This is a genomic window from Jejuibacter sp. L23 (assembly GCF_050815825.1).
GTDB lineage: Bacteria > Pseudomonadota > Gammaproteobacteria > Enterobacterales > Enterobacteriaceae > Jejubacter > Jejubacter calystegiae.
Window position 1 is genome coordinate 2,829,976 of record NZ_CP138199.1, and the last position, 15,717, is coordinate 2,845,692.

The window sequence follows — 15,717 nt, forward strand, 5'->3', positions numbered from 1 at the left end:
TGGTCATTGTGCATTGAGCCCCGACCAGCGCATTTTCCTGGAGCGACTGACGGCACCGGATCGCCGTTTGCTAACGGTAAACTTCCCCTGGGCCGCAGAGGTCACCCCTTTTGCCGCAACGGGGATACTGTGGGCCAGTCTGAATAATTCCTGGGACTATCTCTGCTCGCGCCGCGCGCAATTCACCCATCGCTATCAGGAGTCAGCCATGAAAATCGTGGAAGCGGCGGATCATACGCTGTTCCTTGCCGGTAGCTGCGGGCTGGAGTTATTTAATAATCTTCAGCTCCCTGCTGCGGTTCTGTCCCGGGTATCGCTTCTGGCCTACGGACCCGTTGCCCGAAAGCGCCCCAATTGCCGACATCTACTGGTTCAGGGGCGCCAGGATCTGATTTCCCGCTACTGGTTCCGCGATCCGGATATTCAGATCTCTAGCGGTCACATGAACTACCTGGAACACCCTGAATTACCTGAAATCTGTCAGAATTTTATCCGGACGGTCTGAGTGCAGCGCTTATTCTCTCTTATCCCCCCAAACATTACGCGCATTGATTTACTGGCGCCGCCGTTTTCCGGTCATCTGCATCCTGTTCTGGCGATGGGCAGAGCGCTGGCTTCGCGTTATCAGGTTCGCATCATCAGCACCCGGGGCGCACTCGAACGCATTGAAGCGGCCGGATTAACCGGGGTAGCGCTTCCCGGAGACTATGACGAGCCACTTCTCGCGGTGGCGAATCCGAAATATGCGGTGAAATCCCACCCGGTACGCCTGTACCGACAGTTTCGTCACGTTGTCGGACTGCTGAAGCAGTTTGCCGACCAACTGGAGCAGCTCTGGTTACATCATGGCAAACCCGAACTGGCTATCGCCGACTTCACCCTGCCTGTTGTGAGCGTCCCCTGCCAGAGGCTTGATGTTATCTGGTGGAGCAGTCTGCCTTCGCCCTGCGTACTGGAAACCCCCGATGGCGCCCCCGCCTATTGCGGCGGCCTGACGCCCGCCCGTCACCCGGGGCAGCGACTCTGGCATCTTATTCATCGCAAAAAAGTTCGCTGGTTCAAACACGCGTTGTTCTGGTTGTTCCGCGGCACCATTCGCCAGACCGGCATCGAGCGTCTTTATCGTCAGGACGGGAGTGAAACCGCCTACTCCGCCACCCGGATTCTGGCACTGAGTGAACAAACGTTCGAATTTCCCCGAACCTGGCCCGCCGCCGTCTCATTCATTGGTCCCGCCCTGTATACTCCGCCAGTCAAAGAGAACGCTCCCCCTTTTGAAGAGGGGAAACGGCACATACTCATTACCTTAGGAACGCATCTGGACTGGCATAAAGAGGCCGTAGCACGCGCCGTTTCCCGCCTTGCGCATTCGCAACCAGACTGGGTATTTCACTTTACCGATGGCAATCCACAGGGTACGACAGACCAGCGGCAGAGCAATATGTACCGGGTGGCCTGGGTTGATTATGACCGCTGGCTGGCGCGCTACGACGCGGTCATTCACCACGGCGGCGCAGGTATTATGTGGCATTGCCTGACCCTGAATATTCCCGCACTGGTCTACCCGGTGGACTACGATCAGTTCGACCATGCGGCAAGGCTGAAATATAGCGGCAAGGGAATATGGCTCAAAGGTGGACTGAAGGCCCTTGAGAATGCCGGGCCACAACTGCAATGCCTGATGAATAAGCAATAGCGGGCGCAATGCGCCCGTCGTCACGCTCAATAACGCACGCAGACTGATTTCTCTTCGCAGTAGCCATCCAGCCAGTCGGGGCCAAAGTCGCGACCGGTGCCGGACTGTTTCATACCGCCAAACGGCAGATTGGCGTCAATCAGGGTGTGGCTGTTGATCCATACCGTACCGGCCTGTAACCGGGCGCTGTAGTCCAGCGCCTGCCCCAGGTTTTGGGTCCAGACGCTGGCGGTCAACCCATATTCGGTGTCATTAGCGAGCCTTAGCCCTTCGGCGGCATCCGCCACCCGAACCAGGTTGATCACCGGGCCAAACACCTCTTCCCGCACCAGCCGCAGCCCGGCATCGGGATTAACCACCAGCGTGGGCGCAACATAGAAACCGCCATTCCCCGGCCCCGCATCACCACTTAATAGCGTGGCACCGCTGGCTCGCGCTTCGTCGATAAAAGCACCTATCTTGTGCTGATGCGCCAGCGACACCACCGGGTTGATATGCGCACTGGCATCAAGCCCTGGCCCCACCTTCAGGGACTTTACCGCCTGCTCAAAATCGGCCGTCAGGCGATCGAACAGCGGAGCTTCAATGTAGATACGCGAACTGGCGGCACACACCTGCCCCTGATTCAGAAAGCTGCCGGTCATCAGCCCTTCCACGACCAGAACCGGATCGGCATCTTTCAGCACCAGCGCCGGATTTTTGCCCCCCAGTTCCAGGGTCACGCGGGTCAGGCGATCGGCGGCGCTACGCGCAATCTGCTTACCGGTTTGCGTGGAGCCGGTAAAGCTCACCTTCGCCACGGCTGGATGATTAACCAGCGCCGCGCCGCAGGTGCTTCCCTGGCCGGTCACCACATTGAACACACCGTCCGGCACTCCGGCCTCGCTCGCCAGCTCCGCCACCCGCAGCAGGGTCAGCGGCGTGGTTTCCGAAGGCTTAATGACAATCACGCAGCCCGCCGCCAGCGCCGGCATCACCTTCCACATCCCGATCATCAGCGGGAAATTCCAGGGGACGATGCCCGCCACCACGCCTGTCGGCTCTTTGCGGGTCCAGGCCTGATAACGCGCCCCTTCAGGCATCGGAATAGAAAGTTCCAGAGTACGACCGCTGATTTTGGTGGTCAGACCGGCGGTATAGCGCATCCAGTTCAGAGTGCAGCCCAGTTCAAAGGCCCGGGAAATAGCGATGGATTTGCCCTGTTCCAGGGTTTCCAGTTGGGCCAGTTCTTCGGCGTGCTGTTCCACCAGGTCGGCAAAGCGTAACAACACCCGCTCACGTATAGCGGGCAGCATATCGGCCCATATCCGGCTTTCAAAGGCGTGACGGGCAGAGTTTACGGCCCTGTTCACATCGTCGGCGCTGGCGTCGGCGACGCTTGCGATCTGCCTGCCGTCGGCGGGATTCCATACCGCCATTCGCCCCGCTGCCGTTGATTCCTGCCAGCGGCCGTCAATATAGAGACCGTGGCTACGTTGCAGAAAGCGGCTTACGCTTTCCAGAATCTCAACCTGTGTTGCAGACATAGTTTCTCCTTATCAGAAGATGTCGGATCTGTTCAGTCTACATACAGCGACGAAAACCGGGTTGTGCGCCCGTGACAATCACTTTGGTGGATGTGACAAAGCACGCATTTACGCCTTCCCGTCTGCGCCGGAGCGGACATCACGCCATACTTTTTCCCTATAGTAGAAACCCCGGGCTGTCGCGACAGCCGACGCTCTTGCACTATGAACCACAGCACAGATAACGGGAGACAACGGGTGGAAAACCACGACGGATTCGAAGGCTGGCTGGCGCATATCAACAGCGCCTGCGGCGCGTTTTACGGACAATTGCTGAATGAAGCCTTTCACGGCACTCTGGAAGAATTCAGTCCTGGAACAATGAAACTGAGCACCGTCAGCGCCAGCGGTGCCGCCATTGGCCGCCGTCGCCAGGAACTGGCCCGTAGTCGCGATGACTGCTTTTATGCGGTGTTTCAGTTAGAGGGCGAAGCCGAAATGGAACAGGCGGACGGCCGGGCACTGCTGCGACCCGGGGATATCACCCTGATTGACGCCGCCCGCCCCAGCCTGATCCGCTGGCGCAACCATTCGCGTCAGATCTCATTACTCCTGCCGCACCAGATGATGGAGCTTTCCGGGCCGCTGGCGCCGGAGTGCTGTGCCCGACGCCTGGCGCACAACCTGCCGGTAGTGAAACTTGGTCACCAGTTGTTGCAGGAGAGTCTGCGCAATAGCGCCCTGACGCCCGTTGAAAGTCAGGCCGCCCTCGGTGCGCTGGCCTGTCTGCTGCGCCCGGTTCTCGGAAAAAACCAGGCGCTGCCGTCGCGTCACGAACAGCGCTTTCAGCAGGTAACCGGACTGATTGAGGAGCATCTGGCTTCGGGGGAACTCTCTCCCGAATGGCTGGCCGCTGAAGCGGGAATGTCGGTGCGCAGCCTTTACCGGCTATTTGCCGGGCGGGGAATGGTGGTATCGCGCTATATCCGCAACCAGCGCCTGGATAAATGCGCCCAGGCCCTGCGCGATGCAGATGCCGAAGAGAAGCTGGCAAGCCTGGCCTGGCGCTGGGGTTTTACCGATCACAGCCACTTTTCCACGGCATTTCGTCAGCGCTTTGGCGTAACCCCCGGCGAATACCGGCGCCGCCATCGCTGACTACTTCTTCATCCAGCGCCCGTTAATGCCGCGCACGTACTCACCGACTGCTGCGCGAGTGACCAGCTTCTGCCCGGCCAGCCGCGCCACTTCTTCAATCGGGACGTTATGGCTTTTTGCCAGCGCGCGGTAGCTCTGCTGGCGCTCTTTATTGATACGGTCCACCAGGACCTGGCTTTCCGGATCCGCACTGATGGTCGCCAGATAGCCCCCCAGGGTTTCGCCCACTCGCCCCTGGCTGCGCGCTTCATCCAGCGTCAGGGCGCTGACGCTCACACTCGCCAACAACAGAACCAGTCCGCTGATAAGTCGTTTCATCTTCGTCGGCTCCGTTAAAAGAGATCGCTGCGGCTCTTCAGCAGCGTTTCCACGTCTTTATCCACCTTAACGTGAATTTCATGTTCGATCTTCACGTTCATATTGATGGTGATGGGCTCAGATGGCGCCGCCACCTCAATACGCGGCGTGCAGCCGCTGAGCCCGACGACCGTCAGCGCCAGCAGGGCGACTCCCCATGTGTTCATTGTTGCTCCTTACAGTTTTGCCCGGCGCAGCGCGCATCAGGCAGGGACATATTCTGCTCCAGCCAGGATTGCAGGTTGTCGCCAAAGCGCAGGCTGCGCCACAGCGTAAAAAGGTTTTCCTGATGGGTATAGTTCAGCTTCACAGTGCCGCTTTTGCCGTTTACCCGGCCAGTGCCCTCCAGCTCCGAAGCCATGGTCAGCACGCCAAGATTATCGAGATTGATTTTGGTCCAGGAGCGGGAAATTTCCATATAGCGCAGCCAGTTAATGGCTGAGCCCGCCGTCACGTTATCGTTCGCAAGGGCATCGGCCATATCTTTATCAAGCCGCAGCGTCAGCGGACCGCTGGCCGTTACCCAGCCGTCTTTCACAATCCATTGCGGATGGTTAAACCAGATGGGCAGCGCCCCTTCAATTCGGCCGGAAAGCGCGAACTGCTTGGGATTCACGGCGCTGACCAGTTCGCTGGAAGAGATATTGTGCAGCCGCAGCAGTGCCGGGTCGCGCTGCGGCATGCGTAGCTGTTTCATCAACAGACTACCGCCCAGCAGCTCCACGCTGACGTCGCTCAGCAACAAAGGATGGGTTTCGCTCCAGGGATACCAGCCCTGGAGATCGGCGCTCAGCTTGCGGGCCACCGCCTGGCTTTCTATCTCTTCAATGCGCAGCCGCACCGGACCGCGGGTACCCAGATGCCAGGTGGCGTCGCTGTAGCGGAATGGCAGCACAAAATCGACGCCGTTAATTTTGCTGTCCGGCAGCCAGGCGCTACCGCCCTTCAGCACGCCGTGACCGCCCGCTTCAAAACCCTGTCCCGCCGCGGCAGAAAAAGCCACCTGGGCGTATAGTTCACCGGACTTAAGGGCCAGTTTCCAGTCCGGAGGAAGCAGCGGCTGAAAGACCGACAGCGGCTGACGCGGCCACCAGGCTTCGCCGCGCAGGCGCTCGCCGTCCCAGCGGCCGTGCACCCGAACCGGACCAATGTCTTCCGCCGTTAAATCGCCGCGATACAGGAACGTGGTGGGCTCTTTGCCTTTGACTTCAAAGTTGAGTACCGCCGGCGGCAGCACGCTGCCGCTGCTGAACTGCGTGCTACCCGCATGCAGGGCCAGCGCGCCGCTGAAATCAGGATGCTGCGGATTGCGCTGCCAGACCACCGGCTTCACCAGAGTCATGCGCGGCTGATGCACCGTCATACTGCCGTACTGCAACTGGTCGAATCCGGTAGACAACGCCGCCAGGCGAATCTCACTGTCGCGCCACTGGCCTTCCCCTTTCACGTCCCAGCGGGCGTTCATCGGGGTGAACTGGCCGTCGCCCCAGTAGCGCCACACCCACAGCCCTTTGTCCGGCAGAAAATCGCTGGCCTGGCCGTCCAGGTGTAGGGTGAAGTTGCCCATTTCATTTTCGTGAGCGCGCAGAATGGCCTGGAGCCGCCCATCCACGCCGTTGCGGGTCAGCCGTACACCGGCCAGCGGCCAGCGCACTTCATCAATATTCAGCGAATCGATTATCCGGCCTCGCGAGCGCAGCAGCGCGCCGGGCTGAAAATGGAGGGCGGGATCTAACAGCGGGCCGCTCAGTTTGCCGGGCAGCATAGCGTAGAAGATCATTTGATCCTGTTTGGCTTCGCCGGTCAGGCGCAGCGGCATATCGCTTTCGGTCATGCTTAACCGCCCCGGCCCCAGGATCAGTACCGCATTGCCCTTACCGGCATCCCCTTCGGTCAGCACGCTAACCCGGGCGGTGATTTGCGCCTGTTCCAGTCCCTTCCGCCAGTCGTCCACCTGTAACGCCAGGCGGCCGCTGAGCGGAAAACCGGCCCAGGGCCAGAGCCAGCGTCCGTCGCTGATTTTCAGGCGTTCGCGGCTCAGTTCCCACGGTAGATCCAATAGCGGTTCCGCCAGCGCTTCGCTGCCGATAAGCAACTGACCTCGGTTGCTTTCCCAGTTCAGTTCGGCGGTGGCATGGCGCGGTTCCTGCGGCAGCGTCATGCTCGCCTTCACGTGGCCATGAGTCGGCAGGCCGTCCGGCATCAGGGCCAGTTTCACCTCGCCCACCAGCCTGGCGGGCTCCATGCCGGAAAAAGGTCGCACTTCAAACTGCTTAACGGTAAGGTCGCGACCATTAAGCACGGCTTTCAGGGTAAGCAGATCGCCACTGAAGCTGACCTGCTGGCTGCGGGGCGTCATCACCAGCTTTAGCTCACCGCTATACTGCGGTACGGAGGTCAACGTCAGGCGCGCGATCTCCACGCTGGAGTTGGGCAACATCTGCTGCCACTCGGCCAGGGTACGCGTCGTCTCAGAGGGCGTATCGTCAGTGGGGATTTTGCTAAAACAGTCTGGATTCAGCGTCAGCTCGCCAATCTTCAGGCTCCAGCGACCGGGGTGACGCAGCGCCGCCGACTTAAGATTCGCCAGTTCACATTCGCCAGCCAGATAGCGCAAATCCGGCAGGATCAGCGCCCCCTGCTTAATGCGTGGCCCCGAAGTCATGGCAATGCGCGTACCCTGCGGCAGCCAGATGCCCGCCAGAGTCGGCAACCAGTGCGCCACCGTTAACATCAGCGTCAGCGGCAGCAAAATCAATAACAACAGTAGCGCGATGAGTGCTTTGTATTTACCCTTCATGGGCCGTTAATGTCCTGATTAAGCAAGATTTCAGGCCGAAACAGTACGTTATTCTGACACGTTTAGCCGACCAGGTGAAGTTGGGTACCTTCCGGGGGCGTCAATGACCTAAACTAATGAGTATGTACAGGATATGTAGTGCATTCTTTTAAAATTGTCAGACAATATTAACGGTGATAATCTGGCACCATACCTGATGGAGAAAGTATTATGAAACTGGCGGTATACAGTACAAAACAGTATGACAAAAAATATTTGCAGCATGTTAACCAGGAATATGGTTTTGATCTCGAATTTTTTGACTTTCTCCTGACTGAGAAAACGGCCAAAACGGCCCACGGCTGTGAAGCCGTCTGTCTGTTTGTTAACGATGACGGTAGCCGCCCGGTGCTGGAAGAGTTAAAAAGTCAGGGAGTGAAATATATTGCCCTGCGCTGCGCCGGGTTCAATAACGTCGATCTCGACGCCGCCAAAGCGCTGGGGCTACGGGTGGTACGGGTTCCCGCTTACTCGCCGGAAGCGGTCGCGGAACACGCCGTGGGGATGATGATGTGCCTGAACCGCCGCATCCACCGCGCCTGGCTGCGTACCCGCGACGCCAACTTCTCGCTGGAAGGGCTCACCGGTTTTACCATGCACGGCAAAACTGCGGGCATTATCGGCACCGGTAAGATAGGCACCGCTACCCTGCGTATTCTGAAAGGTTTTGGCATGCGCCTGCTGGCGTTCGATCCTTACCCGAATCCGGATGCGCTGGATCTGGGAGCCGAGTATGTGGATCTGCCCACCCTGCTGGCCCAGTCCGACGTTATCAGCCTGCATTGTCCCATGACCCCGGAAAACTACCATCTGCTGAATGCCGACGCCTTCGCACAGATGAAAGACGGTGTGATGATTATCAATACCAGCCGCGGCGGACTCATCGATTCCCAGGCGGCCATCGAAGCGCTGAAAACCCAGAAAATCGGCTCGCTGGGGATGGACGTCTATGAAAACGAACGCGATTTGTTCTTTGAGGATAAGTCCAACGACGTTATCCAGGATGATGTGTTTCGTCGCCTTTCCGCCTGCCATAACGTGCTGTTCACCGGTCATCAGGCTTTCCTGACCGCGGAAGCGCTGATCGGTATTTCAGAGACCACCCTGAAAAACCTGGATCAGCTAACCAAAGGGGAAGCCTGCGCCAACGAGCTGTAATGGCTAATGTTCCGTGCGCGGTCACGGTCGCGCGCTTTTCAGACTATGCCGCAAAGACGGCGCCATACCTCGCTGCCACACTTCCGGCAGCGTTAACGACAATCAGGGAGAAGAGATGAAGAAGTCATTAGCCACGCTTCTGGTGGCATGTAGCGCGCTGGTTGGATGCGCACAGGGCGATAACAACTCGGCGGGTGCCAGCGCAGAACAGCTTCAGCACCACCGTTTCGTGCTGGAAAGCGTAGACGGGAAACCGCTGACGCTATCAGACAAAAGCGGACGCCAGCCGGAGATCGACTTCGGCGAGAAAATGCATATTTCCGGCGCCATGTGCAACCGCTTCACCGGTCAGGGCGAACTGAACAACGGCGTGCTGACCGCCCAACTGGCGTCAACCCGGATGATGTGCGCCGATCCGCAGCTTAACGCGCTCGATAATCTGTTCGGCCAGATGCTGGCCGCAGGCGCTCACGTCAGCGTGGCGAACGACAAGCTGACGCTGAAGAACCCACAGCATACTCTGGTCTATAAACGCGCCGAGTGGGTTAACTGAACTTAGTAACTTCCGCAGTTGCCGGACGCCAACGCCCCTTCACTGCAGCGCTTACCGTTCGGCAACGCACACATTCCCTTCGCAGAGCCATCAAGCTGGCGTGCGACGGAAAGCGAACCGCCAATCATGGCGCAATGCGCTTCACCCTGCGCGGACATCGCCGCTTTCATGCCTGGCGTAACGTGTGCGGCAGTCCCCTGCTGCTGCGGCTCGCTACTGCATGCGGTCAAAAATAAAACGCTGGCTGCCAACCAAAATCCTGCGCGCATCTGCGATCTCCCCTGAATTAAGAATTTTCGACACAAAAACCGTTAAATCATAGGCCAGCCAGGCGGCAGCCGTCGAGCGGCAACCCCTGATATTTCACGTTCTGAAACAGATTTTTGACTGTTTTTATGATCCCGTTCATTTTTTATCACGTGACATTGTCACAATATGGCCAGCCCGCAGTACAGGCGGGACCCGGGGACACAAAAATGAAAATGGTCGTTTCTGCCCTCTGCTAAGATAAAAAGCATACCCATACACAGAAAACTGTTATTTCCTGTTACGGATACGCCGCAAGGCCGTATCGCCTTTTTTGCGCAATGTGAAGGTAGCTTATGATTACAACTGACGGGAATGGTGCCGTTGCTTCCGTGGCCTATCGAACCAGCGAAGTGATCGCGATTTACCCGATTACCCCCAGTTCCACCATGGCCGAACACGCGGGAGCCTGGTCAGTGGACGGCGTGAACAACGTCTGGGGAGATCGTCCGCAGGTGGTCGAGATGCAGTCCGAAGCCGGGGCTATCGCCACGGTGCATGGCGCGCTGCAAACCGGCGCTCTGTCCACCACCTTTACCTCATCCCAGGGGCTGCTGCTGATGATCCCGACGCTGTATAAGCTCGCCGGTCAGCTGACACCCTTTGTGCTGCACGTAGCGGCGCGTACCGTCGCGACTCACGCGCTGTCGATTTTTGGCGATCACTCCGACGTCATGGCAGTACGCCAGACCGGCTGCGCCATGCTGTGCGCCGCCAACGTGCAGGAAGCCCAGGACTTTGCGCTGATCTCCCAGATGGCGACGCTCAACAGCCGTATTCCTTTTATTCACTTCTTCGATGGTTTCCGCACGTCACACGAAATCAATAAAATCGCTCCGCTTTCGGACGATACCCTGCGCCAGTTGATGCCCCAGTCAGCCATTGACGAACATCGGGCCCGGGCCCTTAACCCGGAACATCCGGTAATTCGCGGCACCTCAGCCAATCCGGATACTTACTTCCAGTCCCGGGAAGCCACCAACCCCTGGTACAACGCGGTCTGCGAACATGTGGAACGGGCAATGGATGACTTTGCCGCCGCTACCGGGCGTCAGTATCGCCCGTTTGAATACTACGGGCACCCCGAAGCAGAACGGGTTATCGCCCTGATGGGATCGGCCATTGGCACCTGCGAAGAGGTGGTGGACGAACTGCTTAAGCGCGGCGAAAAGGTCGGCGTGCTGAAAGTGCGCCTGTATCGTCCCTTCTCTGCCCAACGCCTGCTGGAGGCCCTGCCCCAGAGCGTGCGCAGTCTGGCGGTGCTGGATCGCACCAAAGAGCCGGGGGCGCTGGCCGAGCCGCTGCACCTTGACATCATGACCGCGCTGGCGGAAGCGTACAGTAGCGGCGAGCGCGAAACCCTGCCGAAGGTCACTGGCGGGCGTTACGGCCTTTCCTCTAAAGAGTTCGGCCCCGACTGTGCGTTGGCGGTGTTCCGCGAACTGCAAGCCGATCGACCAAAATCGCGCTTTACCGTGGGCATCTATGACGATGTCACCCACCTTTCCCTGCCGCTGACGGCCAGTAACCTGCCGTCGGACGCCCGCCTGTCGGCGCTGTTCTACGGTCTGGGCAGCGACGGCACCGTCTCCGCCACCAAGAACAACATCAAGATTATCGGCAACGCCACCCCGTGGTACGCCCAGGGCTACTTTGTCTACGATTCCAAAAAGGCCGGTGGCCTGACGGTTTCCCACCTGCGGGTGAGCGAACATCCCATTCGTTCGGCTTACCTGGTGGACCAGGCCGACTTTATCGGCTGCCACCAGCTACAGTTCGTCGATAAATATGCCATGGTGGAACACCTCAAACCGGGCGGTCTGTTCCTGCTGAACACCCCCTATGAGCCCGAAGAGGTGTGGGAGCGCCTGCCCCAGGAAGTCCAGTCGCAACTGCGCGCGAAGAATGCCCGCCTGTGGGTCATTAACGCCACCCGTATCGCCCGCGAATGCCAGCTTGGCGCGCGCATTAATACCGTCATGCAGATGGCCTTCTTCCACCTGACCGGCATTCTGCCGGGCGATAGCGCCCTGCAGGAGCTCCAGGGCGCTATCGCGAAGAGCTACAGCAGCAAAGGTCAGGAGCTGGTAGAGCGCAACTGGCAGGCGCTGGCGCTGGCACGGGAATCCCTGAGTCAGGTAACCCTGGGTGAAGTGCTGGATAACAGCCACCATATGCCGCCGGTAGTGGCCGATGCCGCGCCGGACTTTGTCAAAACCGTTACCGCCGCCATGCTGGCGGGCCTGGGAGATGCGCTGCCGGTTTCCGCTCTACCGCCGGACGGCACCTGGCCGGTGGGCACTACCCGCTGGGAAAAACGCAATATTGCCGACGAGATCCCCATCTGGAAGCCGGATATCTGCACCCAGTGTAATCACTGCGTGGCCGCCTGCCCCCATGCCGCTATCCGCGCCAAAGTGGTAGCGCCCGGAGAAATGGAAAGCGCACCCGACTCGCTCCAGTCTCTGGATGTGAAGTCCCGGGATATGCGCGGTCAGAAATATGTGCTGCAGGTGGCGCCGGAAGACTGCACCGGCTGTAACCTGTGTGTGGAAGTGTGCCCGGCCAAAGACCGCCAGAACCCGGAAATCAAAGCCATCAATATGATGTCGCGTCTGGATCACGTCGAGGAAGAAAAGGCCAACTACGACTTCTTCCTCAGTCTGCCGGAAATCGACCGTAGCAAGCTGGAACGTATTGATATCCGCACCTCCCAGTTAATCACCCCGCTGTTTGAATACTCCGGCGCCTGCTCTGGCTGTGGTGAGACGCCCTACATCAAGCTGCTGACCCAGCTTTACGGCGATCGGATGATGGTGGCTAACGCGACCGGCTGTTCGTCAATTTACGGCGGCAACCTGCCCTCTACCCCCTGGACCACCGATGAACACGGCCGTGGCCCGGCCTGGGCTAACTCGCTGTTCGAAGATAACGCCGAGTTCGGGCTGGGCTTCCGCCTGACCGCCAATCAACATGCGGATCGGGTCCGGCGCCTGTTGACCCAACTGGCGGATCGGCTTCCCGCGCAACTGGTGGAACAGCTGAACGCTGAGGCTGAAATTCCCGAGCGCCGCGAGCAGATAGCCGCCCTGCGCCAGGCGCTGGCGGACATCGACTCCCCGCTGGCGCGCCAACTGGCGACCGATGCCGATGCCCTGGTGGCAAAATCCATCTGGCTTATCGGCGGCGACGGCTGGGCCTATGATATTGGCTACGGCGGCCTGGATCACGTGCTGAGTCTGAGCGAAAACGTCAACGTGCTGGTACTGGATACCCAGTGCTACGCCAACACCGGCGGTCAGGCTTCTAAGGCGACCCCGTTGGGTGCGGTAATGAAGTTTGCCGAACAGGGCAAGCGGAAGGCGCGTAAGGATCTGGGGGTGAATGTGATGATGTACGGTCACGTCTACGTTGCGCAGATAGCGCTGGGCGCCCAGCTTAACCAGGCCGTGAAAGCGCTACAGGAGGCCGAAGCCTACGATGGCCCGTCGCTGGTCATCGCCTACAGCCCCTGCGTGGAGCACGGCTACGATCTGGCCCTGAGCCACGATCAGATGCGCCAGTTGACCGCCACCGGCTTCTGGCCGCTCTATCGCTTTGATCCACGCCGCGCCGACCAGGGAAAACTGCCGCTCTCGCTGGATTCCCGCCCGCCGTCAGACGCGCTGGCCGAAACCCTGCTTAACGAGCAGCGCTTCCGGCGCCTGAACGTCAGCCAGCCGGAAGTGGCGGAACAGCTCTGGCAGGAAGCCGCCAGCGACCTGCAACGCCACTACGACTTCCTGGCGATGCTGGCCGGTAAGCAGACGAGTAAAACCAGCGAGTAACTCCTTCCAACCCCGCTTTCCGCGGGGTTTTACTTTTCCGCCAGCACGCCTTCCGCCTCTTTCTCTGGCTCCAGCAGCAGCCCCATAAACTCCCGGGCGATCTCCGTGAGCGGTTCACCGCGCCTTGTCAGTACGCCATATTCCTGAGGCGCCAGCCGCAGATCGGTATTCAGCACGCTCAGCAGCCCGCCGTTCAGGTGGGCGGCGGCCATGGCTTCCGGCAGCATGCCGATCATCGGCCCGCCCTGCAGCACCTGCAGGAAGGTCTGCATTGAGATAGTTTCAACGGTGTTGTGCGGCGTGGCGACCCCGGCTGCGGCAAAGGCCTCTTCCATCTGACGACGAATTGGCGTTCCCTGGGGGTAGAGGATCCACGGCCAGGCCAGCAGTTCCCCCAGGCTGTAGCGCTGAGTCTGCCCGGCCAGCGGATGGCGGCAATTCACCACCAGGCAGAACGGTTCCGGCCCCATCGGACGGAAGTCGAACAGCTGTAGTTGCTGGGGTTCGGTAAAGCGACCGATAGCCAGATCCAGAGTTCGGGCCTTTAACATTTCCATCAGATGGTCGCTGGTCTGTTCCACCACCTCCAGCGACAGCAGCGGCCAGCGTTTTTTAATTCTGACGATAGCCTGGGGCAGCGCCACCGCCGTGGCGGCAAAGATTCCCCCCACCCGCAGATGGCCGTGGCCGCCAGCCCGCAGGCTGTCGATACGCGCCACAAATCCCCGGGCATCGTTAAGCGCAATCTGCGCGTAACGCACCACCTCACTGCCCAGCGCCGTGGGGGGCATGCTACGTGGCAGGCGTTCGAACAGAGGAAAGCCGAACTGGTTTTCGATCTCCCTGAGCATTTTACTGAGCGCGGGCTGGCTCAGGCTCATCTGCTCTGCCGCCAGATGCATATTCCCGGTGCGCCCAAGAGTATCGATCAGCAACAGATGGCGGAACTTCAGCCAGTGACAAAAGCTGGTAAACGAGATTTCAGACATAGTGCGCCCTTTAAAGACCGATAACGACTGGTTATCGATAACTGAATGAATGCCATTGGAGTTTATTCCCCGCGCCGCATAACGTGGCGATAACAACAATGAGGAGAAACTCCCATGACCATCGCTCTGAACCCTGCAAACACCCTGCCCGAAGACGGAACCCGCGGCTGCCTGATTGGCCGCGCCTGGGTTCCCGGCGCCTGCCCCGGTCCTTCACCGGTGGTGATTCGCGGCGACGACGTCTTCGATATTTCGCAACAGGCTGCCACCGTCGCCGGACTTCTGGAACTGGAAAGCCCCGGGGATGTGATACGCCAGACAAAGGGACGCCGTATCAGCTCACTTTGTGAGCTACTGGACAATAGCGGCGACACGCCGGACCCCGAACGCCCTTATCTGCTTTCCCCTGTCGATCTCCAGGTGATTAAGGCCGCCGGCGTCACCTTCGTCGACAGCATGCTGGAGCGGGTGATCGAAGAGCAGGCCGCCGGTGATGGCGAACTGGCCAGCGGCCTGCGGGCCCGCATCTACGATCTGACCGGCCCGGACTTGCGGGCGGTAAAACCCGGCTCCGAACGGGCCGCCGCCCTGAAGCAGCTACTGATCGAACGCGGCCTGTGGTCCCAGTATCTGGAAGTCGGTATTGGCCCGGACGCCGAGATCTTTACCAAGGCGCCGGTACTGGCCAGCGTCGGCAGTGGCGCCTCCATCGGCATTCATCCCCACTCCAGTTGGAATAACCCGGAGCCGGAAGTGGTACTGCTGGTTAACAGCCGCGGCCAGATTCAGGGCGCGACCCTTGGCAACGACGTCAACCTGCGCGATTTCGAAGGTCGCAGCGCCCTGCTGCTGAGCAAAGCCAAGGACAATAACGCCTCCTGCGCTATCGGCCCCTTTATTCGCCTGTTCGACGCAAGCTTTACCCTGGAGAATCTACGCAACTGCGAGGTAGAACTCAGGGTTGAGGGTGATGAAGGCTTTCGGATGCACGGCCTGAGCGCCATGAGCGCCATCAGCCGCGATCCTGAAGATCTGGTCAGCCAGACCCTGAACGCCAGTCACCAGTATCCCGACGGCTTCGCACTGTTCCTGGGGACGCTGTTCGCCCCCACCCAGGACCGGGATCGCCCCGGCGCCGGTTTTACCCACCGCCCTGGTGATACCGTCACCATTAGCACCCCGATGCTGGGCGCCCTGCGCAATCGGGTCACCACCAGCGATCAAGCACCGCCCTGGACCTTCGGTCTGCGCGCGCTGTTTGACAACCTGAGCCGGCGCCGCCTGCTGTAATGCCCGCCATCCTGAATTCACGCTGTAACGGCAATCCCA

13 protein-coding genes are annotated in these 15,717 nt (G+C 59.6%); 7 read left to right on the top strand and 6 right to left on the bottom strand.

The window, feature by feature from the left end:
- The first annotated feature begins 13 nt into the window (after positions 1-13).
- Positions 14-505, top strand: a complete 492-nt coding sequence (locus SCU88_RS13080; RefSeq protein WP_431810008.1) for a hypothetical protein — start codon at positions 14-16, stop codon at positions 503-505.
- Positions 506-1,696, top strand: coding sequence for a nucleotide disphospho-sugar-binding domain-containing protein (locus tag SCU88_RS13085; RefSeq protein WP_175340571.1), 1,191 nt, complete (start codon positions 506-508; stop codon positions 1,694-1,696).
- A 26-nt stretch (positions 1,697-1,722) separates the two neighbouring features.
- Here SCU88_RS13085 and SCU88_RS13090 read toward each other — a convergent pair whose 3' ends face one another.
- On the bottom strand, positions 1,723-3,222 hold the full coding sequence (locus tag SCU88_RS13090; RefSeq protein ID WP_175340572.1) for an aldehyde dehydrogenase family protein: 1,500 nt from the start codon (positions 3,220-3,222) through the stop codon (positions 1,723-1,725).
- Positions 3,223-3,426: 204 nt separating this feature from the next.
- Here SCU88_RS13090 and feaR point away from each other — a divergent pair, with 204 nt between their 5' ends.
- A complete protein-coding gene (gene feaR / locus SCU88_RS13095) occupies positions 3,427-4,359 on the top strand; it encodes a transcriptional regulator FeaR (protein ID WP_175340573.1) in 933 nt (310 codons plus the stop codon).
- Here the strand turns inward: feaR and SCU88_RS13100 are convergent, their stop codons facing one another.
- From SCU88_RS13100 to SCU88_RS13110, 3 genes are read right to left on the bottom strand one after another with little or no spacing between them, the layout of a single operon-like run.
- Complete coding sequence (locus tag SCU88_RS13100) at positions 4,360-4,677, bottom strand: YdbL family protein (protein WP_138097674.1); 318 nt, start codon at positions 4,675-4,677, stop codon at positions 4,360-4,362.
- Between the two features lie 14 nt (positions 4,678-4,691).
- Positions 4,692-4,883, bottom strand: a complete 192-nt coding sequence (locus tag SCU88_RS13105; RefSeq protein ID WP_138097675.1) for a YnbE family lipoprotein — start codon at positions 4,881-4,883, stop codon at positions 4,692-4,694.
- A complete protein-coding gene (locus tag SCU88_RS13110) occupies positions 4,880-7,516 on the bottom strand; it encodes a YdbH family protein (RefSeq protein ID WP_175340574.1) in 2,637 nt (878 codons plus the stop codon). The genes SCU88_RS13105 and SCU88_RS13110 overlap by 4 nt, the downstream gene beginning before the upstream one ends.
- A gap of 210 nt (positions 7,517-7,726) precedes the next feature.
- Here SCU88_RS13110 and SCU88_RS13115 point away from each other — a divergent pair, with 210 nt between their 5' ends.
- The gene (locus SCU88_RS13115) at positions 7,727-8,713 is read left to right on the top strand and encodes a 2-hydroxyacid dehydrogenase (protein WP_175340575.1); all 987 of its coding nucleotides are present in this window, start codon (positions 7,727-7,729) and stop codon (positions 8,711-8,713) included.
- A 115-nt stretch (positions 8,714-8,828) separates the two neighbouring features.
- Entirely contained in the window at positions 8,829-9,266 is a 438-nt protein-coding gene (gene hslJ, locus SCU88_RS13120) for a heat shock protein HslJ (RefSeq protein WP_175340576.1), read from the top strand.
- A gap of 2 nt (positions 9,267-9,268) precedes the next feature.
- On the opposite strand, the gene SCU88_RS13125 is transcribed toward hslJ, so the two are convergent.
- Positions 9,269-9,535 carry a putative hemolysin gene (locus tag SCU88_RS13125; RefSeq protein ID WP_138097679.1) on the bottom strand — a complete coding sequence of 89 codons (267 nt, stop codon included), beginning with the start codon at positions 9,533-9,535 and terminating at the stop codon, positions 9,269-9,271.
- A gap of 333 nt (positions 9,536-9,868) precedes the next feature.
- Between SCU88_RS13125 and nifJ the strand changes: the two genes are divergently transcribed.
- Complete coding sequence (nifJ, locus tag SCU88_RS13130; protein WP_175340577.1) at positions 9,869-13,399, top strand: pyruvate:ferredoxin (flavodoxin) oxidoreductase; 3,531 nt, start codon at positions 9,869-9,871, stop codon at positions 13,397-13,399.
- Positions 13,400-13,428: 29 nt separating this feature from the next.
- Here nifJ and SCU88_RS13135 read toward each other — a convergent pair whose 3' ends face one another.
- Positions 13,429-14,388, bottom strand: a complete 960-nt coding sequence (locus SCU88_RS13135) for a LysR substrate-binding domain-containing protein (RefSeq protein ID WP_175340578.1) — start codon at positions 14,386-14,388, stop codon at positions 13,429-13,431.
- 114 nt (positions 14,389-14,502) lie between these two features.
- Here SCU88_RS13135 and SCU88_RS13140 point away from each other — a divergent pair, with 114 nt between their 5' ends.
- A complete protein-coding gene (locus tag SCU88_RS13140) occupies positions 14,503-15,678 on the top strand; it encodes a fumarylacetoacetate hydrolase family protein (RefSeq protein ID WP_175340579.1) in 1,176 nt (391 codons plus the stop codon).
- The last annotated feature ends 39 nt before the right edge of the window (positions 15,679-15,717 follow it).

What these genes read in the sequence shown, in the direction of transcription:
- SCU88_RS13090 (WP_175340572.1), bottom strand. Translation starts at nt 3,222, where the DNA reads ATGTCTGCAACACAGGTTGAGATTCTGGAAAGCGTAAGCCGCTTTCTG.
- feaR (WP_175340573.1), top strand. Translation starts at nt 3,427, where the DNA reads ATGAACCACAGCACAGATAACGGGAGACAACGGGTGGAAAACCACGAC.
- SCU88_RS13100 (WP_138097674.1), bottom strand. Translation starts at nt 4,677, where the DNA reads ATGAAACGACTTATCAGCGGACTGGTTCTGTTGTTGGCGAGTGTGAGC.
- SCU88_RS13105 (WP_138097675.1), bottom strand. Translation starts at nt 4,883, where the DNA reads ATGAACACATGGGGAGTCGCCCTGCTGGCGCTGACGGTCGTCGGGCTC.
- SCU88_RS13110 (WP_175340574.1), bottom strand. Translation starts at nt 7,516, where the DNA reads ATGAAGGGTAAATACAAAGCACTCATCGCGCTACTGTTGTTATTGATT.
- SCU88_RS13115 (WP_175340575.1), top strand. Translation starts at nt 7,727, where the DNA reads ATGAAACTGGCGGTATACAGTACAAAACAGTATGACAAAAAATATTTG.
- hslJ (WP_175340576.1), top strand. Translation starts at nt 8,829, where the DNA reads ATGAAGAAGTCATTAGCCACGCTTCTGGTGGCATGTAGCGCGCTGGTT.
- SCU88_RS13125 (WP_138097679.1), bottom strand. Translation starts at nt 9,535, where the DNA reads ATGCGCGCAGGATTTTGGTTGGCAGCCAGCGTTTTATTTTTGACCGCA.
- nifJ (WP_175340577.1), top strand. Translation starts at nt 9,869, where the DNA reads ATGATTACAACTGACGGGAATGGTGCCGTTGCTTCCGTGGCCTATCGA.
- SCU88_RS13135 (WP_175340578.1), bottom strand. Translation starts at nt 14,388, where the DNA reads ATGTCTGAAATCTCGTTTACCAGCTTTTGTCACTGGCTGAAGTTCCGC.
- SCU88_RS13140 (WP_175340579.1), top strand. Translation starts at nt 14,503, where the DNA reads ATGACCATCGCTCTGAACCCTGCAAACACCCTGCCCGAAGACGGAACC.